Source organism: Pseudomonas oryzihabitans (assembly GCF_006384975.1).
Taxonomy (GTDB): domain Bacteria; phylum Pseudomonadota; class Gammaproteobacteria; order Pseudomonadales; family Pseudomonadaceae; genus Chryseomonas; species Chryseomonas psychrotolerans_B.
Genome location: NZ_CP021645.1, coordinates 913,350 through 928,096, shown reverse-complemented (window position 1 = coordinate 928,096; position 14,747 = coordinate 913,350). Strand labels below are relative to the sequence as shown.

Here is a 14,747-nt window from a genome sequence, read left to right as displayed (position 1 = left end):
GCTGGTAGCACCCAGCGGGACCATCCCCGGCCCGCTACCTGCCAGGAGCTGCATCATGAAGATCTATCACCATCCGCTATCCGGTCATGCTCATCGCGCCGTGCTGTTCGCTTCCCTGCTGGGCCTTGCGCCCGAGCTGGTGGAGGTCGATCTCGCCGCCGGTGAACACCGCTCGCCGGCCTTTCTCGCGCTCAATCCCTTTGGCCAGGTGCCGGTGCTGGAGGACGACGGCTTGGTCATCACCGATTCGAACGCCATTCTCGTCTACCTGGCGAAGAAACTGGGCCGCACCGACTGGCTGCCGGAAGGCGCCGCCGGCGCCGCGGCGGTACAGCGCTGGCTGTCGGTAGCCGCTGGCGAACTGGCCTATGGTCCGGCGGCGGCGCGCCTGATCACGGTATTCGGCGCCCCGCTCGATGCGAGGGAAGTCATCGCCCGCGCCCAGGTACTGCTGCAACGCCTGGAAAGTCATTTGGCCACCCGCGACTGGCTGGCCGCCGACCATCCCACCCTGGCCGACGTGGCTCTCTACAGCTATCTCGCCGGAGCGCCGGAGGGCAACGTCGATCTGGCGCCCTATGCGGCGGTGCGCGCCTTCCTGCAACGGGTGGAGGCCTTGCCGGGCTTCGTCCCCTTTCCGCAGACGGCCGCCGGTCTGCGTAGCTGACGAACGCCGGGCCACGCCCCCTCTCCACCGCGAGGAGCACCATCGATGAACGAGTCCTTGACCACCCTGCCCACCTGGCACCCGGGAGAAACCCTCATCCAGGAGCGCGTCGGTGTCCGCCAGCGGATGGCCGAGGTCGGCCCGCGGGTGATCCGCTCCTTCATGCCCGATCAGCACCGCGCCTTCTACCAACAGTTGCCCTTCCTGGTACTGGGCAGCGTGGACGCGGCGGGCCTGGCTTGGGCGACGATCCTGGAAGGCCCACCGGGCTTCGTCGCCGCGCCGACCCCGACTCGATTGGAGATCACCGCCACGCTGCCGGTCGACGATCCAGCCGGGCCAGGACTGGTCGACGGCGCGGCGGTGGGCCTGCTGGGCATCGAGCTGCACAGCCGGCGGCGCAATCGCGTCAACGGCGTGATCGGCATGACTCCCCAGGGTTTTCACCTGGCGGTCGATCAGAGCTTCGGCAATTGCCCACGCTACATCCAACCGCGCGACCTACACCTCCCCGCTGAACCAGACACGCTGCCCGTCCCGCCCGCCGAACACCTCACGAGCCTGGATGACGACGCGCGACGGCTGATCGAGGGCGCCAATACCTTTTTCGTCGCCTCCTACGCGGAACAGGAGGGTCAACGCCGGGTGGACGTCTCCCATCGCGGCGGCAAGCCGGGCTTCGTCCGGGTGGACGGGGACGGGCTGCTGACCATTCCCGACTTCAACGGCAACCTGTTCTTCAACACCCTGGGCAATATCGTCCTCAACGGCCAGGCCGGCCTACTGTTCGTGGATTACCAGAGCGGCGAGCTGCTGCAGCTGAGCGGTACCGCCGAGGTGTTGTTCGACTCGCCCGAGATCGCCGCCTTCTCCGGTGCCGAGCGGCTCTGGAGCTTCCGCCCGCAGCGGCTGGTACGGCGCCGCGCCGCCCTTGCCCTAAGCTGGACGGCGCACCCCGACGAGGAGGCAGACAGCGTGCAGCTGACCGGCAGTTGGCCGCAGGCCCGCGCCCGTCTCCAGGCCCTCGAGCGCGGCAACCGCTGGCAGTCGCTGCGGGTCGCGCGCATCGTCGAAGAAAGCGCCAGCATCCGCTCTTTTCATCTGGCCGCCATGGATGGCGCCGACCTGGTACCCGCCCAGGCGGGCCAGTTCCTGCCGCTGCGCATCAGCCCGGATGAGGGCCAGCCCCCGCTGCTGCGTAGCTATAGCCTGTCCAACGCGCCCGCCGATGGCCACTACCGCATCAGCGTCAAGCGCGAGGGCCGGGTGTCCGGCTGGCTGCATGACCAGCTGCGCGAGGGTGACCTGCTGGATACCCGGCTGCCGGCCGGCGACTTCGCCCTGGCGGCGTCCGGGAATCACTCCCTGGTGCTGCTGGCCGGGGGGATCGGCATCACCCCGCTGCTGGCGATGCTGCGGCACCTGGTCCATGAAGGGCGCCGTACCCAACGCTTTCGTCCGGTCGTCCTCTTCTACGGCGCCCGTCGCAAGGCCGAGCGGGCCTTCGACGCGGAACTCGCCGAGCTGGTGGCCGCCGCCGGTGGCGCGATCCAGGTGGTCCGGGCGCTGAGCGATACCCAGGACGCCGTGGCGGGCGTCGACTACGAGGTGGCCGGGCGGATCGACATGCAGGTGCTCGCCCGTTTCCTGCCCTTCGGCGATCACGCCTTCTACCTGTGTGGCCCGGCAGCCTTCACCCAGGCGCTGTACGACGGCCTGCGCGGCTACGGCATCGAAGATGCCCGTATCCACGCGGAAGCCTTCGGCCCGGCTGCGCTGCAACGCAGCCTGCCCGCGGGTGCGGTGGTACCCGCGCGGCCACCCGCCGCAACGGAAACCGTACCGGTGATTTTCACCGAGTCACTCAAGGAAGCCCGCTGGACGCCCGCTGCGGGCTCCTTGCTGGAGCTGGCCGAAGCCCGCGGCCTCGCCCCGGCCTTCAGTTGTCGTGCAGGCCACTGCGGCACTTGCCGAACCCGAGTCTTGAGCGGTGCGGTCACCTATCCCCGGGAACCGGCGGCCGCCGTCGCCGAGGGCGAAGCCCTGTTGTGCGGCGCGGTACCGGCTGCCGGCAGTACGCGCCTGGAACTCGATCTTTAGTCCTCAGGGTTGTGAAGTTGGCTACCATGCAGCCTGGTCGGCAGCCCAGGGTGGCGAGGCAGATGGATCGTTGGCAGGCAATGCGCGTGTTCGTGAAGGTCGCCGAAACCCAGAGTTTCGCCCGCACCGCCCGCGAGCTACACCTGAGCGCGCCGGCGGTGACCCGCATGGTCGCCGGCCTGGAAGACCTCATCGGCGCCCGGCTGCTGGTGCGCACCACCCGCTCGGTGAAGCCTACCGAAGCCGGCGTCCGCTATCTGCAGGATTGCCGCCGCATCCTCGACGAGATCGCCGAAGCGGAATTGGCCGCGGCCGGGCACCAGGCCAAGCCATCCGGCACCCTGGCGATCACCGCACCGGTGCTCTTCGGCCAACTGCACGTGCTGCCCCTGGTGCTGGAGTTCCTGGGGCGCCATCCGCAGATGCGGGTGCGCACCCTGTTCGTCGATCGCCAGGTGAATCTGCTGGACGAGGGGCTGGACGTCGCCTTGCGTATCGGCCAGCTACCGGATTCCGGCTTCACCGCGATCCAGGTCGGCCGCATGCGGCGGGTGGTCTGCGCCTCGCCCGCTTATCTGGAGGCAGAGGGCACACCCACCACTCCCGCGGCGCTGCGGGACCATCGCATCCTCGCCAGCCAGGGCGCCTGGGCCTCGCCGGAATGGCGCTTCGCCCGGGGGCAACGGGTGGTGGTCGATCCGCTGCTGCAGTGCAACACCAACGAGGCCGCCATCACCGCGGCCAAGGCCGGCTGGGGCCTCACCCGGGCGCTGCACTACCAGATCGCCCCGGCGCTGGCCGAGGGCGCCTTGCGGATCGTGCTCGAAGACCATGAGGACTCCCCGCTGCCGGTGCACCTGGTCTATCCGGAAGGTCGCCAGGCGGCGGCCAAGGTCCGCGCCTTTGTCGAGCTGGCGGTGGCCAGTCTGCGGAGCGACCCGCTATTGGGCAGAGGCTTCGTCGGCTGATCGAAGTTCAAGGCAGCCCGAGGCTGTGCAAAGGCGCGGCTTGAGGTACCCTCACGCCCGACCAAATCCGCTACCGATGAGCTACACAATGGGTTTTGAACAACTAGCCGAGCTTCGCGACCGGCTCCGCGCCGAAAAGGCGCAGCTGCAACCTGCTGCCAAGCAGCAACCTCCGCAGAAGTCTCAGAAGGCGCAAAAGCCTCAGAAGCCGCAGAAGCCGCCGCGCGAAGCCAGGACTCCCGAGCAGGAAGCGGCTTTCAATGCCATTCGCGCCCTGCAGAAGCATTTTCCGCTAGCCTTCCCGGTCAATCCGGCGCCCAAGGTGCCCTTGAAGGAAGGCATCCTCAAGGATGCCGAGCAGCACCTGGGATCGCTCGGCCTGTCCATCGAGCAGCTCAAGCTCGGCATCGCGGCCTGGTGCCAGGGTCACAGATACTGGGCGAGCATGAAGGAGAATGCGCCCCGTCTCGACCTGAACGGTCAGCCGGCCGGCGTCGTCACCGCTTCGCAGGCGCTGCATGCCGCGCGCCAGGCCCGGCGGCAACGGGCACAAGCCCGCCGCGACAAGGCACCTGCGAAGGAAAAGCCAGTCGAGACCAGCGACGCCCCCCAGGCGGAATCGGCTCAATAACCCCGCCTCCCGCGCAAGCCGGGCAGGCGCCAGCGCCTGAACCCGGCGGCCGCTGTAGCGCTACGGCCTTCCGGTCGCGCTTTTCACTGACGTCAATCCGCCAGGCTCGTGGTTACCAGCTAGCCTGGCGGATCGATGCAAACCTTCCGCACAAACTGCGGCCACAGCGAGACGAACGCGTTGCGCGGGCGCTCGGGCCCGTCGAATTCGGCATTCGCCACCGCTGCGCCTCCCTAGACTCAGGGCCTGACCTGCCACTGGGAGCGCCACCATGCCGCTGCACCTCGATCTGCGTGATCCTCGCCTGTTCAAACAATCGGCCTATGTCGATGGCCACTGGATAAGTGCCGATAACGGCGCCACCTTCGCCGTGGAAAACCCCGCCACCGGCGCGGTGATCGCCCAGGTCGCGGCCCTGGAAGCCGCGGAAACCGCCCGCGCCATCGCCGCCGCGGAAGCGGCCTGGCCCGCCTGGCGCGAGCGTCCCGCGGCCGAACGCGCGGCGCTGCTGGAGCGCTGGCACGCGCTGATGCTGGAAAACCAGGACGACCTGGCCCTGCTCATGACCCTGGAACAGGGCAAGCCGCTGGCCGAGGCGCGCGGCGAGATCGCCTATGGCGCCAGCTTCGTCAAATGGTTCGCCGAAGAAGCCCGGCGCAGCTATGGCGATATCCTGCCTGCCCCCGCCCGGGACCGCCGGGTGCTGGTGCTCAAGCAGCCGGTGGGCGTGGCCGCCGCCATCACCCCGTGGAACTTCCCCAATGCCATGATCACCCGCAAGGCTGCGCCGGCGCTGGCTGCCGGCTGCCCGGTGGTGGTCAAGCCCTCGGATCTCACCCCGCTGTCGGCCCTGGCGCTGGCCGAACTGGCCGAACGCGCGGGCTTTCCGCCCGGCGTGTTCAACGTCCTTACCGGCCTGCCCGTCGGCATCGGTGGCGAACTGACGGGCAATCCGGCGGTACGCAAGCTGTCCTTCACCGGCTCTACGCGGATCGGCCAGCTGCTGCTGGCCCAGTGCGCGGCCACGGTGAAGCGCACCAGCATGGAGCTGGGTGGCAATGCCCCCTTCATCGTCTTCGATGACGCCGACCTGGACCTCGCCATCGCCGGGGTACTGCAAAGCAAGTTCCGCAATGCCGGTCAGACCTGCGTCTGCGCCAATCGCATCCTGGTCCAGGACGGTATCCACGACCGCTTCGCCGAACGCCTGGCCGCCGAGGTGGCCAAGTTCAAGGTAGGTAACGGCCTGGAGGCCGGAGTGACCCTTGGCCCGCTGATCAATCGCCTGGCGGTGGACAAGGTCGCCCGCCATATCGACGACGCCCTGACCCAGGGCGCCAAGGCCCTATTCGGTGGCCCGCCCAGCGGCCGCGACCAGTTCGTCGCCCCCACGGTGCTCACCGGTGCCACGGCCGACATGCTGCTGGCGCGCGAGGAAACCTTCGGCCCGGTGGCGCCGCTGTTCCGCTTCCGTGACGAAGCCGAAGCCTTGGCCCTGGCCAATGCCACGCCCTACGGCCTCGGCGCCTACTACTACACCCAGGACCTGCGTCGCGCCTGGCGAGTGGGTGAGCGCCTGGAGTTCGGCATGGTGGCGCTCAATACCGGCACCCTCTCCATGGAGGTCGCCCCCTTCGGCGGCGTGAAGCAGTCCGGACTGGGTCGCGAAGGTTCGCACCTGGGGCTGGATGAGTACCTGGAGGTTAAGGCCTGGCACCTCGGCGGGCTCGATTAAAACCCCTGACGGTGGACAACCGAAAATGCCGCTACCCCGGACCAAAACAGTCGATCACGATGCCAGGGCCGGCAACTTCAGCGTTACCGACCCCGCTGTCTGCGTAGGCTGAAAGCCTCGCCCCTGCCTGGAGATAGCTGCATGAATTCCGCTGCCAAAGCCACCGATCGCCTCTTGGGTCATCGCGAACAGAGCGTGCCCCGCGGTATCGTCACCGCCCATCCTGTCGTGGTGGCTCGCGCCCAGGGCAGCGAAATCTGGGACGTGGACGGTCGCCGCTACCTCGACTTCGTCGGCGGCATCGGCGTGCTCAACGTCGGCCACAACCATCCACGGGTGGTGGAGGCCGTGCGCCGCCAGGTCGGAGAAATCTCCCACGCCAGTTTCCAGGTGATGGCCTACGAGCCCTACCTGGAACTGGCCAGCCGCCTCAACACCCTGATCGGCAACGGCGAAGCCTACAAGACGCTGCTGCTCACCTCGGGTGCCGAAGCGGTGGAGAACGCCATCAAGATCGCCCGCGCCCATACCAAGCGGCCGGGCGTGATCGCCTTCCGCGGCGGCTTCCACGGCCGCACCCTGCTGGGCGTCACCCTGACCGGCTTCGCCCAGCCCTACAAGCAGAACTTCGGCCCCTTCCCCGCCGACATCCATCATGCGCCCTACCCCGATGCCTTCCGCGGCCTGGATACCCAACAGGCGCTGGCCGGCCTGCGCGAAGTGTTCGCCACCCAGATCGCCCCCGATCAGGTCGCCGCCATCCTGATCGAGCCGGTGCAGGGCGACGGCGGCTTCCGCCCGGCGCCGGTGGAATTCCTCCAGGCGCTGCGCGCCCTGTGCGACCAGCACGGCATCGTGCTCATCGCCGACGAGATCCAGACCGGCTTCGGCCGTACCGGCAGCCTCTTCGCCTTCCAGCAGACCGGTATCCAGCCCGACCTGGTGACGGTGGCCAAGAGCCTGGCGGGCGGTCTACCGCTCTCCGGCGTGGTCGGCCGCGCGGCCATCATGGACGCGCCCCAACCCGGTGGCCTCGGCGGCACCTACGGCGGCAACGCCCTGGCCTGCGCCGCAGCCCTGGCGGTGCTGGACATCTTCGAGGAAGAAGAGCTGGTCGCCCGCGGCGTAGCTCTCGGCGAGCAACTGCGCAGCGGTCTGCTCGACTTACAGAACCGCCATCCGCGCATCGGCGAGGTCCGCGGTCGCGGCTTCATGTTGGCGGTGGAGCTGGTCGGCGCGGACGGTCACAGCCCCGATGCCACCCTCGCCCAGCAGGTGATCGACGGCGCCCGCCAGGCCGGGCTACTGGTGATCAAATGCGGGGTGGAGCGTAACGTCATTCGCTTCCTGGCTCCGCTCACCACCACCGAGACACAACTGGCCGAAGCCTTGCAGATGTTCGGCCAGGCCCTCGCCCAGGCCGGCGCCTGAGAAGCTGTTCACGGAGGTCGAACGCAACGCCGCCAGGACCCACCGGAGCGGCGCCCAGGGGAAACCGATCATGAGAATAACGCGCTACCAAGCCATTGGCTTTTCCTGCTACGGCACCCTTATCGATCGTGAAGGGGGCATCCTGGAAGCCCTGCGCCCCATAGTGGCGCAGGCTGGCCTCAGCACCCATCCCGACTGGCTGCTCGGCAGCTATCACCGCCTGGCCCGCGAGTTGCGCGAGGCGGCTCCCGCCGCCAGCCAGGCCAGCCTGCACCTGCGCATCCACCAGCGCCTGGCGCAGGAGTTGCAGCAGGACGCTGACCTGGATGCCAGCGTGGCCTTTGGAAACGCCACGACGTGCTGGCCGGTGTTCGAGGATGCGCCGGGCGCGCTGCAGTACCTGAGCAAGTTCTATCGGTTGGTGTTGCTGGCCTCGCCCGATGACAGCGAAGCCGCAGCGGTCACGGCGCGGTTGCCAGACGTCTTCGCCGCCGTGGTACCCAATCGGGGTGGTGATCTGCGCCTGGCGCTGGATACCACCCTCGAAGAGCTGGGCTTGGCGCGCGAGGATCTGTTGCCGGTACGCGGCAGCGAACCGGACGACCCCTGGAACCCCCTGGTGGATTTTCCACTGTGTACCTTGCGCCGTGATCGCTCGCGGCCCTGGAACCTTTCGCGGCAGGCCCTGGATGGCACGCGATGCGAGTACGCGAGTCTCGCCGATCTGGTGCATGCGCATCAGACCGCCCTGCGTGCCTAGCCTGCCGTTCACGACTGCGAGGAATGACGATGGACGCCGCAACGAAACTGGACCGCATCGATATCAATATCCTGGTGCAATTGCAGAAGGACGGCCGGATGACCAACGTCAGCCTCGCCGAAGCCGTGGGCCTCTCCCCCAGCCCCTGCCTGCAGCGGGTCAAGCGCCTGGAGGCGGCCGGCTACATCAGCGGCTACGAGGCCCACGTCAACCTCGCCAAGATCGCCAACTCGGTAACGGTGTTCACCGAAGTCACCCTCTCCGACCACAAGCGCGCCGACTTCGTGAAATTCGAATCCTTCATCCGGGGCGTCGACGAGATCCTCGAGTGTCACCTGATCAGCGGCGGCTACGACTACCTGCTGCGCTTCATGTGCAGCAGCATCGGCCACTACCAGGAACTGATGGAATCCATCCTCGACCGTAACGTGGGCATCGAGAAGTACTTCAGCTACATCGTCATCAAGTCACCGGTGGTCAAGAACGCCCTGCCGCTGCGTAGTCTGATCAAGGCGGGTTGAGCGAAGCTTCGCCAACGCTCGGCTGGCGCAGCGGCCAGCCCCTTCAGCGCAGAATGCAGTAGAGCTTGCGCACCGTCTCGCGGCTGTCCCAGGCCATCGGGGTTTCCGCCGGCACCAGCACCGCCTCGCCCGCCCTGACGTGACAGGGCGCTTCACCCGCGACCGCCAGAGTCACCGCCCCCGCATAGAGCAGCATCAATTCGCAGTGGGGATTGCTCACGGCCTTGCGCGCGTAACCTGTGCATTCCCACATCCCCACCCGCAGGGCACCGCCGCCGCTTTCGAACAGATCGCAACCCGTGGCGCTGGGCTCGGGGCTCAGCAGCACGCTGGCCGCCGGCGGCGGTGAAGGCTCACGCGGGGCCTCAGGATCGAGCAGCAGCGGTGCCGAGGGCATGGGGCCGTCGCTGGCGCGACCGGGAAAAGCCATGAACAGGCGACGCAGCTCGCCTTGGTGCCGCCAGCGGCACTGCACCCCGCGCGGCAGGACGAAGGCATCGCCGGCCTTGAGCTGCAAGGCACCACCGGTCCATTCGAGCTGCAATTCGCCGGCTTCGATGATGCTCACTTCCACCCAAGGATAGTCGTCCAGCTGGCAGTCGGCAGAATGGCTGACGGCACTGCCCATGACATAGCCCAGCCTTGCATCGTGCAGATGCAACTCGCGCCCGGCGGCCAAGGGATCATCATGCAGGGCATAGAGGGCCCGGGGTAGTTGGCGGTCACTGGACGGCTGGCAGTAGTGCAGCAGGGGCATGGCGGTTCCTCGCGATCAGAGGTGCGGCAGGCGTGCCGCGGACGAGGCCAGTATCGACCGCCGAGGCACCCGGGTTATGGCGTTTCGGGCGGTAGGCAGCACAGAAGCTGCCGTTTTTCGAAGGCGATTAATAGGGGACAGACCACGTTTTACTACTAGAGATCGGGTGCGCTCTTGGGGCGCCCTGGCTTACCTCTTGTAACTCTTCGACCCAACGCGGCCGCCACTTCGACAGAAAACTTCGAACTTCCGAGTGCGTAGTTCCCATTCGTCGCGGCACGTTTTTGAACGACCAGTCCCGGACGCCAGGCAGGTGTCGATAGTGCCTGATCAATATAGCTATTTTAAGATACTACACCCGTCGAATATCAAATAAAAAATCACGAAACTCTTTTTCTGTCATCTCAAACTCTGGTCCTTCGACCATTGCCACTAAGGATAACAACGCAAGATCAAGCTTTTTCGTAAGTGAAAAATGTGGATCTTGATAAATATTAAGCGCCTCTTGTGAGATTTTAAAAATATCAAAACCATCCGCACTTACTTTTTCAAGTCGGTCAGCCACTACGTCCTCCATGCTCATTGCCGCCCCCAACTCTTCAGTTCTGTTCCAGTCGGAGGATAGTGCTGAGCATCAACCGGCTGTCCATTAATACTTTTCGGATGGACACGGATTACTTCTCCTGATTGATCATAGCTTTCCATCCACTGCCTCGTAGTACCCGCTTTAGGATCAAACTCTGTAACGAAAGAGGCTCCCCGAGTAGGACCTTCCGTTCTAGCTGGAACCTCTTGTGTGTAGTAACGAATTCGACCATCAGGCAGTGTTCTAGTGACCTCTGCCGTCTCTTGAGCTTTTTGTAGTCCTGATAGCTTCGCTCTTAATGCAGCTTGGGCATTTGCACTTGTGGCTTCGGTAGCTACAGTGTCTCCCGCTGTAGCAGTTGCTTTTGCACCAGCTACCGTTACTGTTTCACCCGCCCTAACCAGCCGCCCAGCCCCCAAAGGTAAAGCGACCTCAGCCCCTGCCATAACCACATGCGGCAAGTCATCAAGTATAGGCGTGGCCTCGCCGGGGTACGTGCTCGGATTGAAGGAGGCCAGGACAGCTTGACCTTGCCGCGGCACGTAGTCGGCCATGGCCCGTCCACTGGCCTCATACCCTGCCCCAACCTGCATCGAACCTACAGCGCCAAGCCCCAGCGAAGGCATGCAGCCTACGACGGTGACACAGCCAGGAGCCATGGCGAGGGCACCCGCATAGGAGAACCCTGCCCCGAGCGCATTGGCAACCGCTTGACCAGCCGCGCCGCTGCGCTGGAAGAATTCATCGTGCTTCAAGCGAAAGTCGTTGGCCGAGTCCCAGGCCGTGTACTCGTCGAACGCGCCTGTTCCCTTGAGCTGAGTGATCTCAGCCGTGTAGCCTCTCCCGTTTTGCTCGAGGGTCAGTAACTTCGAGTAATTGGGATCGCTTTCCGGAACCGAGGCACTGCAGTGGGTCAAAGCACAGGCAGCAGCGTCCAAGCGCTCCTTGTTCGCACCCGGCTCCTGCCTAAGCTTGTCCAATGCCAAGGCTTCTTTCTGGTGCAGTTGCCGGTTGTACTGGTCCGCCATCTGCGAAACCCAGGCGGCCTTGTTTACATCTTCCCCAGCTAACCCTGCCGCCGTCAGGCCGACCACTTGCGCGGCGGCCTGCCTGAGCTCGGGATGCTCGGCGAAGGTGCTGTTCAGGACACCTGCGAACGCTTGGCTAGTGCCGGCCGCAATCGCTCCCGTTGCGAAGTTGCCACCGCTGGCGCTGGAGACCAGGCCGCCCACGGCAGCATGCAGGGCCGTTCGCCCTAGGCCACCCTCCTTCCAATAGTCCATGCCGGCAACATCCCCGGCATCCTTGGCCTCCTTCCAGTGGGACTCGGCAAAACTACCCACGGCATTGAAGGCGACTGCCGCTACCACGGCATTGGCTTGGGAGGTCAGGCTGGAGACGAGATTGTCACCGAGGCTGCCGCCCTGAATAGCCGTTTTGATGGCAGCCGAGGCGACACCCTGAGCGCCGGCATGCAGGGCAAATCCGCCTATATCGCTGGCCTTGGAAAGATCAAAGCCCTTGGTCAAGCTGTTGGTTCCGGTTTTGCCTCCCAGATTGGTATCGATGACCCCTGCCGTGAAGCCAGCAGTGAGCGCCGACGTGGCATAGCCTTTTATGCTGTCACTGCTAAATGTTTCCTTGAAGACGGCGCCTAGGTTGCCTCTGTTATTGATGGTGCTGACCACCGCCTGCGAGGCTATGGAGGAGAGTGTCGCAGTAGTGGCGGCGGAGGCAGCCGAGCCTATGGCGGCAGCCGTAGAGGCGGAGGTAACCCCTGCTGCTGTGGCGGCGCTGCTAGCTGCTGTACCGGCGGTCGCTGCTAGACCTGAAGCCGCCCCGGCCGTTAGCACGGTAACGACGATGATCACCGCCAGCATGGCGCCCTGGCCCAATCCCGAATGGCTGTACTTGAAGGAGTCATGAAGCTCCTTCACTTGTCGCCAATTGACATTGCCCTGGGCCTCGGCCTGTTTGATCCAGGCCAGGTTGGGGTCGGCTTTTACCATGGCGTCTACCGTCTGGCTGACGGTTTGGGCGTTGATGTCCTTGACGTCGATATGAATCTTGTTCGCCGCCTGGATCGCCAACTGCCCCTGGGCCATCAACTCGCTCTGCCTAAGCGTCTCGTCGGTGCTGCCCTTGCCCTTCATGCTGGTCCAGGCCAGGCTGTTGCTGCTCTTCTCGTGGCTTTCCTGGTGAAGGTCTTTCACCGCTTCGAAGGTGATGTCACCGCCGCTGTTGAGGGTCAAGTCCTTGCCGCTCTGGAGCTTGGCCGCCTGGTAGGTCTGGCTGCCTTCGCTCTGCAGGGTGATGTCACCACCGGCCTTGATCTCGCTGCCGAGGTTGCGCACGTCGGTCACTTCGTCGCGCTTGGTCTTCTTCGCGCCGAAGCTGCCCTTCTTCTTCATGTCGTACAGCGAATAGTCGCTGTCCTGGGCGGCCAGGACGTTGAGGTCCTTGCCGGCGTAGAGGTAGGCCTCGCCACCCGCCGCAACCTTGCTGGCTACCAGGGTCAGGTCGCCCTGGTTCGCCATCAGGCTGACGTTGCCTCCTGCGGTCAGGGTGGTGATCTGCTGGCTGACGTGGTCTTCCTGGCGAGTGACCTTCTTGCTCTTGCTGTAGCTGTGGGTTTCGTCAGCCGCCGCGGCCAGGGTCAGGTTCTCCTGGGCAGCCAGACTGGCGTTGCGACCTGCGCTGAGGGTGGTAGCAACGGCGGTGAGATTACGTCCGGCACCAATGCCCAGGTCACGGCCTGCCGTAAGGCTGCCGGTCAGTTGGGTGATACTGGAGCTAGTGTTGTTGGCGCCGCTTCTACGCCCGGTCTGGGTCTGGGCGCTGATCAGATTGACGTCGCGACCGGCGATGAGGGTGGCGTTGCCACCCGCGCTCAGCACGCTGCCGATGTTGTTGATATCGCGACCGGCGATCAGGCTTAGGTTGTTGCCGGCTTCGATACGGGCGGCGCTGTCGGCGTAGTCTTCTCGCAGGCTCTGGCCCGCATAGCTTGCCGTGTGGGTGGTGACAGTGCGTTCGTTGAGGATGTCGCCACGGCTGGCGGTCAAGCTGACGTCGCGTCCGCTGATGATCCCACCGGCGCGGTTGGTGATGTCCCCCAGGGTGCTGGTCAGGCTTAAGCGATCACCGGACTGGATCAGGCCGCTGTTGACCAGGTCGTTGTTGGCGGTGGCTGTGAGGTTGTTGGTAGCCTTGAGGGTACCGGAGTTGCTCAAGTCGTTGCCGGCGATCAGGGTGACGTCGCTACCCTGGATCAGGGCGCCGTTGGGCGCCAGGCGATTGTTGGCGTTGGCCAGGTAGAGCACCGGCACCAGCACGTGCTCGCCGTTGATCACCTGGTCTTCCATCCAGACGATGTCGTGGGTCAGGGCCACTACCTGTTCGGCGGTCAGACTCACGCCCACGCTAAGGTTCAATGCCTGCTTGCTACGCAGAGCATTGTCCATCAGGTACTTGAACTGGGCCTCGTCGCTGGTCAGGCCATCGATGAAGCGCTGACCGGCGCGTTACAGTGTCACCAATTCACATCGGAGCAACGCAGCAAGTCTATACATACCTATTTCAAAAATAACCTGGCCAGTAAGCCCTTCTTTGGCTCTACTCTAAGCGGATGAGTGGTAGGTCCATCTGGCCTTAACAAATCACCCGGATAATATTCATGCCCTAAGCACAAACTATCATCCATTCCAAATGCCTTTACCGCAGCTACTGCCTCGACACACCAACGGCCAAAATAACTACCTTTTTCTAGAGGATGCTTTTCAGGATCGCCATATATGTACCACCACAATTCGTCTTTGCCCTTGCGCTTCAACTCCGGATACCAATGATCAACAAAGTCGCGCAGCAATACTGCCTGCTGTTCCTTTGGAGCATTTACCGCCTTGAGTAGACGCGCGTAAGGTTTAGGATGCAGTAACGTTTCACCAATACGACGTGAAGGCGCTCGGCTCGCGATGACTCGGTCTAGCAGTTCGTCATCACCTTCGCCGCCGACCAGAAGCAATAGCCGCTGCCACTGCTCCTCTGGAATATCCAAAGCGAGTGCTAGCCCTACCAACCAAAAGCACCAGTTGTAGTGATTAAGATTGCTTAATTTAAATATCCAAGCACGCGGGTCATCGTGGCTACGGGGATCATCACTTGCCAAAGGAGCAGTTAACAGATGCCGATGGTCCCAGCCCTGTCCCGGCGCTAATCGAGTGTTCAGTTCTTGTGCCAACCTATCAGACAGCTCCCAAGCATCAAGAACGCTGATAAAGTACTTGTTTAACTCAAGTACAGAATCGCCGCGCGAATAGCTTGTCAATAAAAGGCGAAAGCAAGTTCCTCTTGCTGTATCCCAAACATACTGAGGGCGATAGTCAGGGTTTTTACTAGGTTGCACTATGCGCTCCCATTCAAGCCGAGCACGCTCAGCCCTATAGAGAAATTGTTTTTCCCAATAATCTTGATTTCCCAATGATGCCCGACTCATTAATTCCCCTCGAAACACTTTCACAAACAGAAGGCGTTCGTGACCTGCCCCCTTTTTCCGGAACTTCAACTGCAGGGGTTTCTACTGATACCACGC

Annotated in this window: 11 protein-coding genes and 1 pseudogene; 8 read left to right on the top strand and 4 right to left on the bottom strand. The window is 64.1% G+C overall.

Going from position 1 to position 14,747, the window contains the following annotated elements:
- The first annotated feature begins 55 nt into the window (after positions 1 to 55).
- From CCZ28_RS04025 to CCZ28_RS03990, 8 genes are all read left to right on the top strand, one after another.
- Complete coding sequence (locus CCZ28_RS04025) at positions 56 to 667, top strand: glutathione S-transferase family protein (protein ID WP_140216108.1); 612 nt, start codon at positions 56 to 58, stop codon at positions 665 to 667.
- Positions 668 to 712: 45 nt separating this feature from the next.
- A complete protein-coding gene (locus tag CCZ28_RS04020; RefSeq protein ID WP_140216106.1) occupies positions 713 to 2,767 on the top strand; it encodes a 2Fe-2S iron-sulfur cluster-binding protein in 2,055 nt (684 codons plus the stop codon).
- Positions 2,768 to 2,829: 62 nt separating this feature from the next.
- Positions 2,830 to 3,735 carry a LysR family transcriptional regulator gene (locus CCZ28_RS04015; protein WP_140216104.1) on the top strand — a complete coding sequence of 302 codons (906 nt, stop codon included), beginning with the start codon at positions 2,830 to 2,832 and terminating at the stop codon, positions 3,733 to 3,735.
- Positions 3,736 to 3,823: 88 nt separating this feature from the next.
- The gene (locus CCZ28_RS04010; RefSeq protein ID WP_058761941.1) at positions 3,824 to 4,366 is read left to right on the top strand and encodes a ProQ/FinO family protein; all 543 of its coding nucleotides are present in this window, start codon (positions 3,824 to 3,826) and stop codon (positions 4,364 to 4,366) included.
- A 271-nt stretch (positions 4,367 to 4,637) separates the two neighbouring features.
- On the top strand, positions 4,638 to 6,101 hold the full coding sequence (locus CCZ28_RS04005) for an NAD-dependent succinate-semialdehyde dehydrogenase (protein WP_140216102.1): 1,464 nt from the start codon (positions 4,638 to 4,640) through the stop codon (positions 6,099 to 6,101).
- A gap of 141 nt (positions 6,102 to 6,242) precedes the next feature.
- Positions 6,243 to 7,532, top strand: coding sequence for a 4-aminobutyrate--2-oxoglutarate transaminase (gene gabT, locus CCZ28_RS04000; RefSeq protein WP_140216100.1), 1,290 nt, complete (start codon positions 6,243 to 6,245; stop codon positions 7,530 to 7,532).
- A gap of 70 nt (positions 7,533 to 7,602) precedes the next feature.
- Positions 7,603 to 8,292 carry a haloacid dehalogenase gene (locus CCZ28_RS03995; protein WP_140216098.1) on the top strand — a complete coding sequence of 230 codons (690 nt, stop codon included), beginning with the start codon at positions 7,603 to 7,605 and terminating at the stop codon, positions 8,290 to 8,292.
- 29 nt (positions 8,293 to 8,321) lie between these two features.
- A complete protein-coding gene (locus tag CCZ28_RS03990) occupies positions 8,322 to 8,813 on the top strand; it encodes an Lrp/AsnC family transcriptional regulator (protein ID WP_007161776.1) in 492 nt (163 codons plus the stop codon).
- A gap of 43 nt (positions 8,814 to 8,856) precedes the next feature.
- On the opposite strand, the gene CCZ28_RS03985 is transcribed toward CCZ28_RS03990, so the two are convergent.
- From CCZ28_RS03985 to CCZ28_RS03965, 4 genes and pseudogenes are all read right to left on the bottom strand, one after another.
- On the bottom strand, positions 8,857 to 9,570 hold the full coding sequence (locus CCZ28_RS03985) for a cupin domain-containing protein (RefSeq protein WP_140216096.1): 714 nt from the start codon (positions 9,568 to 9,570) through the stop codon (positions 8,857 to 8,859).
- 352 nt (positions 9,571 to 9,922) lie between these two features.
- Positions 9,923 to 10,135: a hypothetical protein gene (locus CCZ28_RS03975; protein ID WP_205894631.1), complete on the bottom strand. Its 213-nt coding sequence runs from the start codon at positions 10,133 to 10,135 to the stop codon at positions 9,923 to 9,925.
- Positions 10,136 to 10,149: 14 nt separating this feature from the next.
- Positions 10,150 to 13,680: pseudogene (locus tag CCZ28_RS03970) on the bottom strand (DUF637 domain-containing protein); the annotation flags it as partial.
- Between the two features lie 50 nt (positions 13,681 to 13,730).
- Entirely contained in the window at positions 13,731 to 14,720 is a 990-nt protein-coding gene (locus tag CCZ28_RS03965; protein WP_240795230.1) for a PoNe immunity protein domain-containing protein, read from the bottom strand.
- Positions 14,721 to 14,747: the final 27 nt, after the last annotated feature.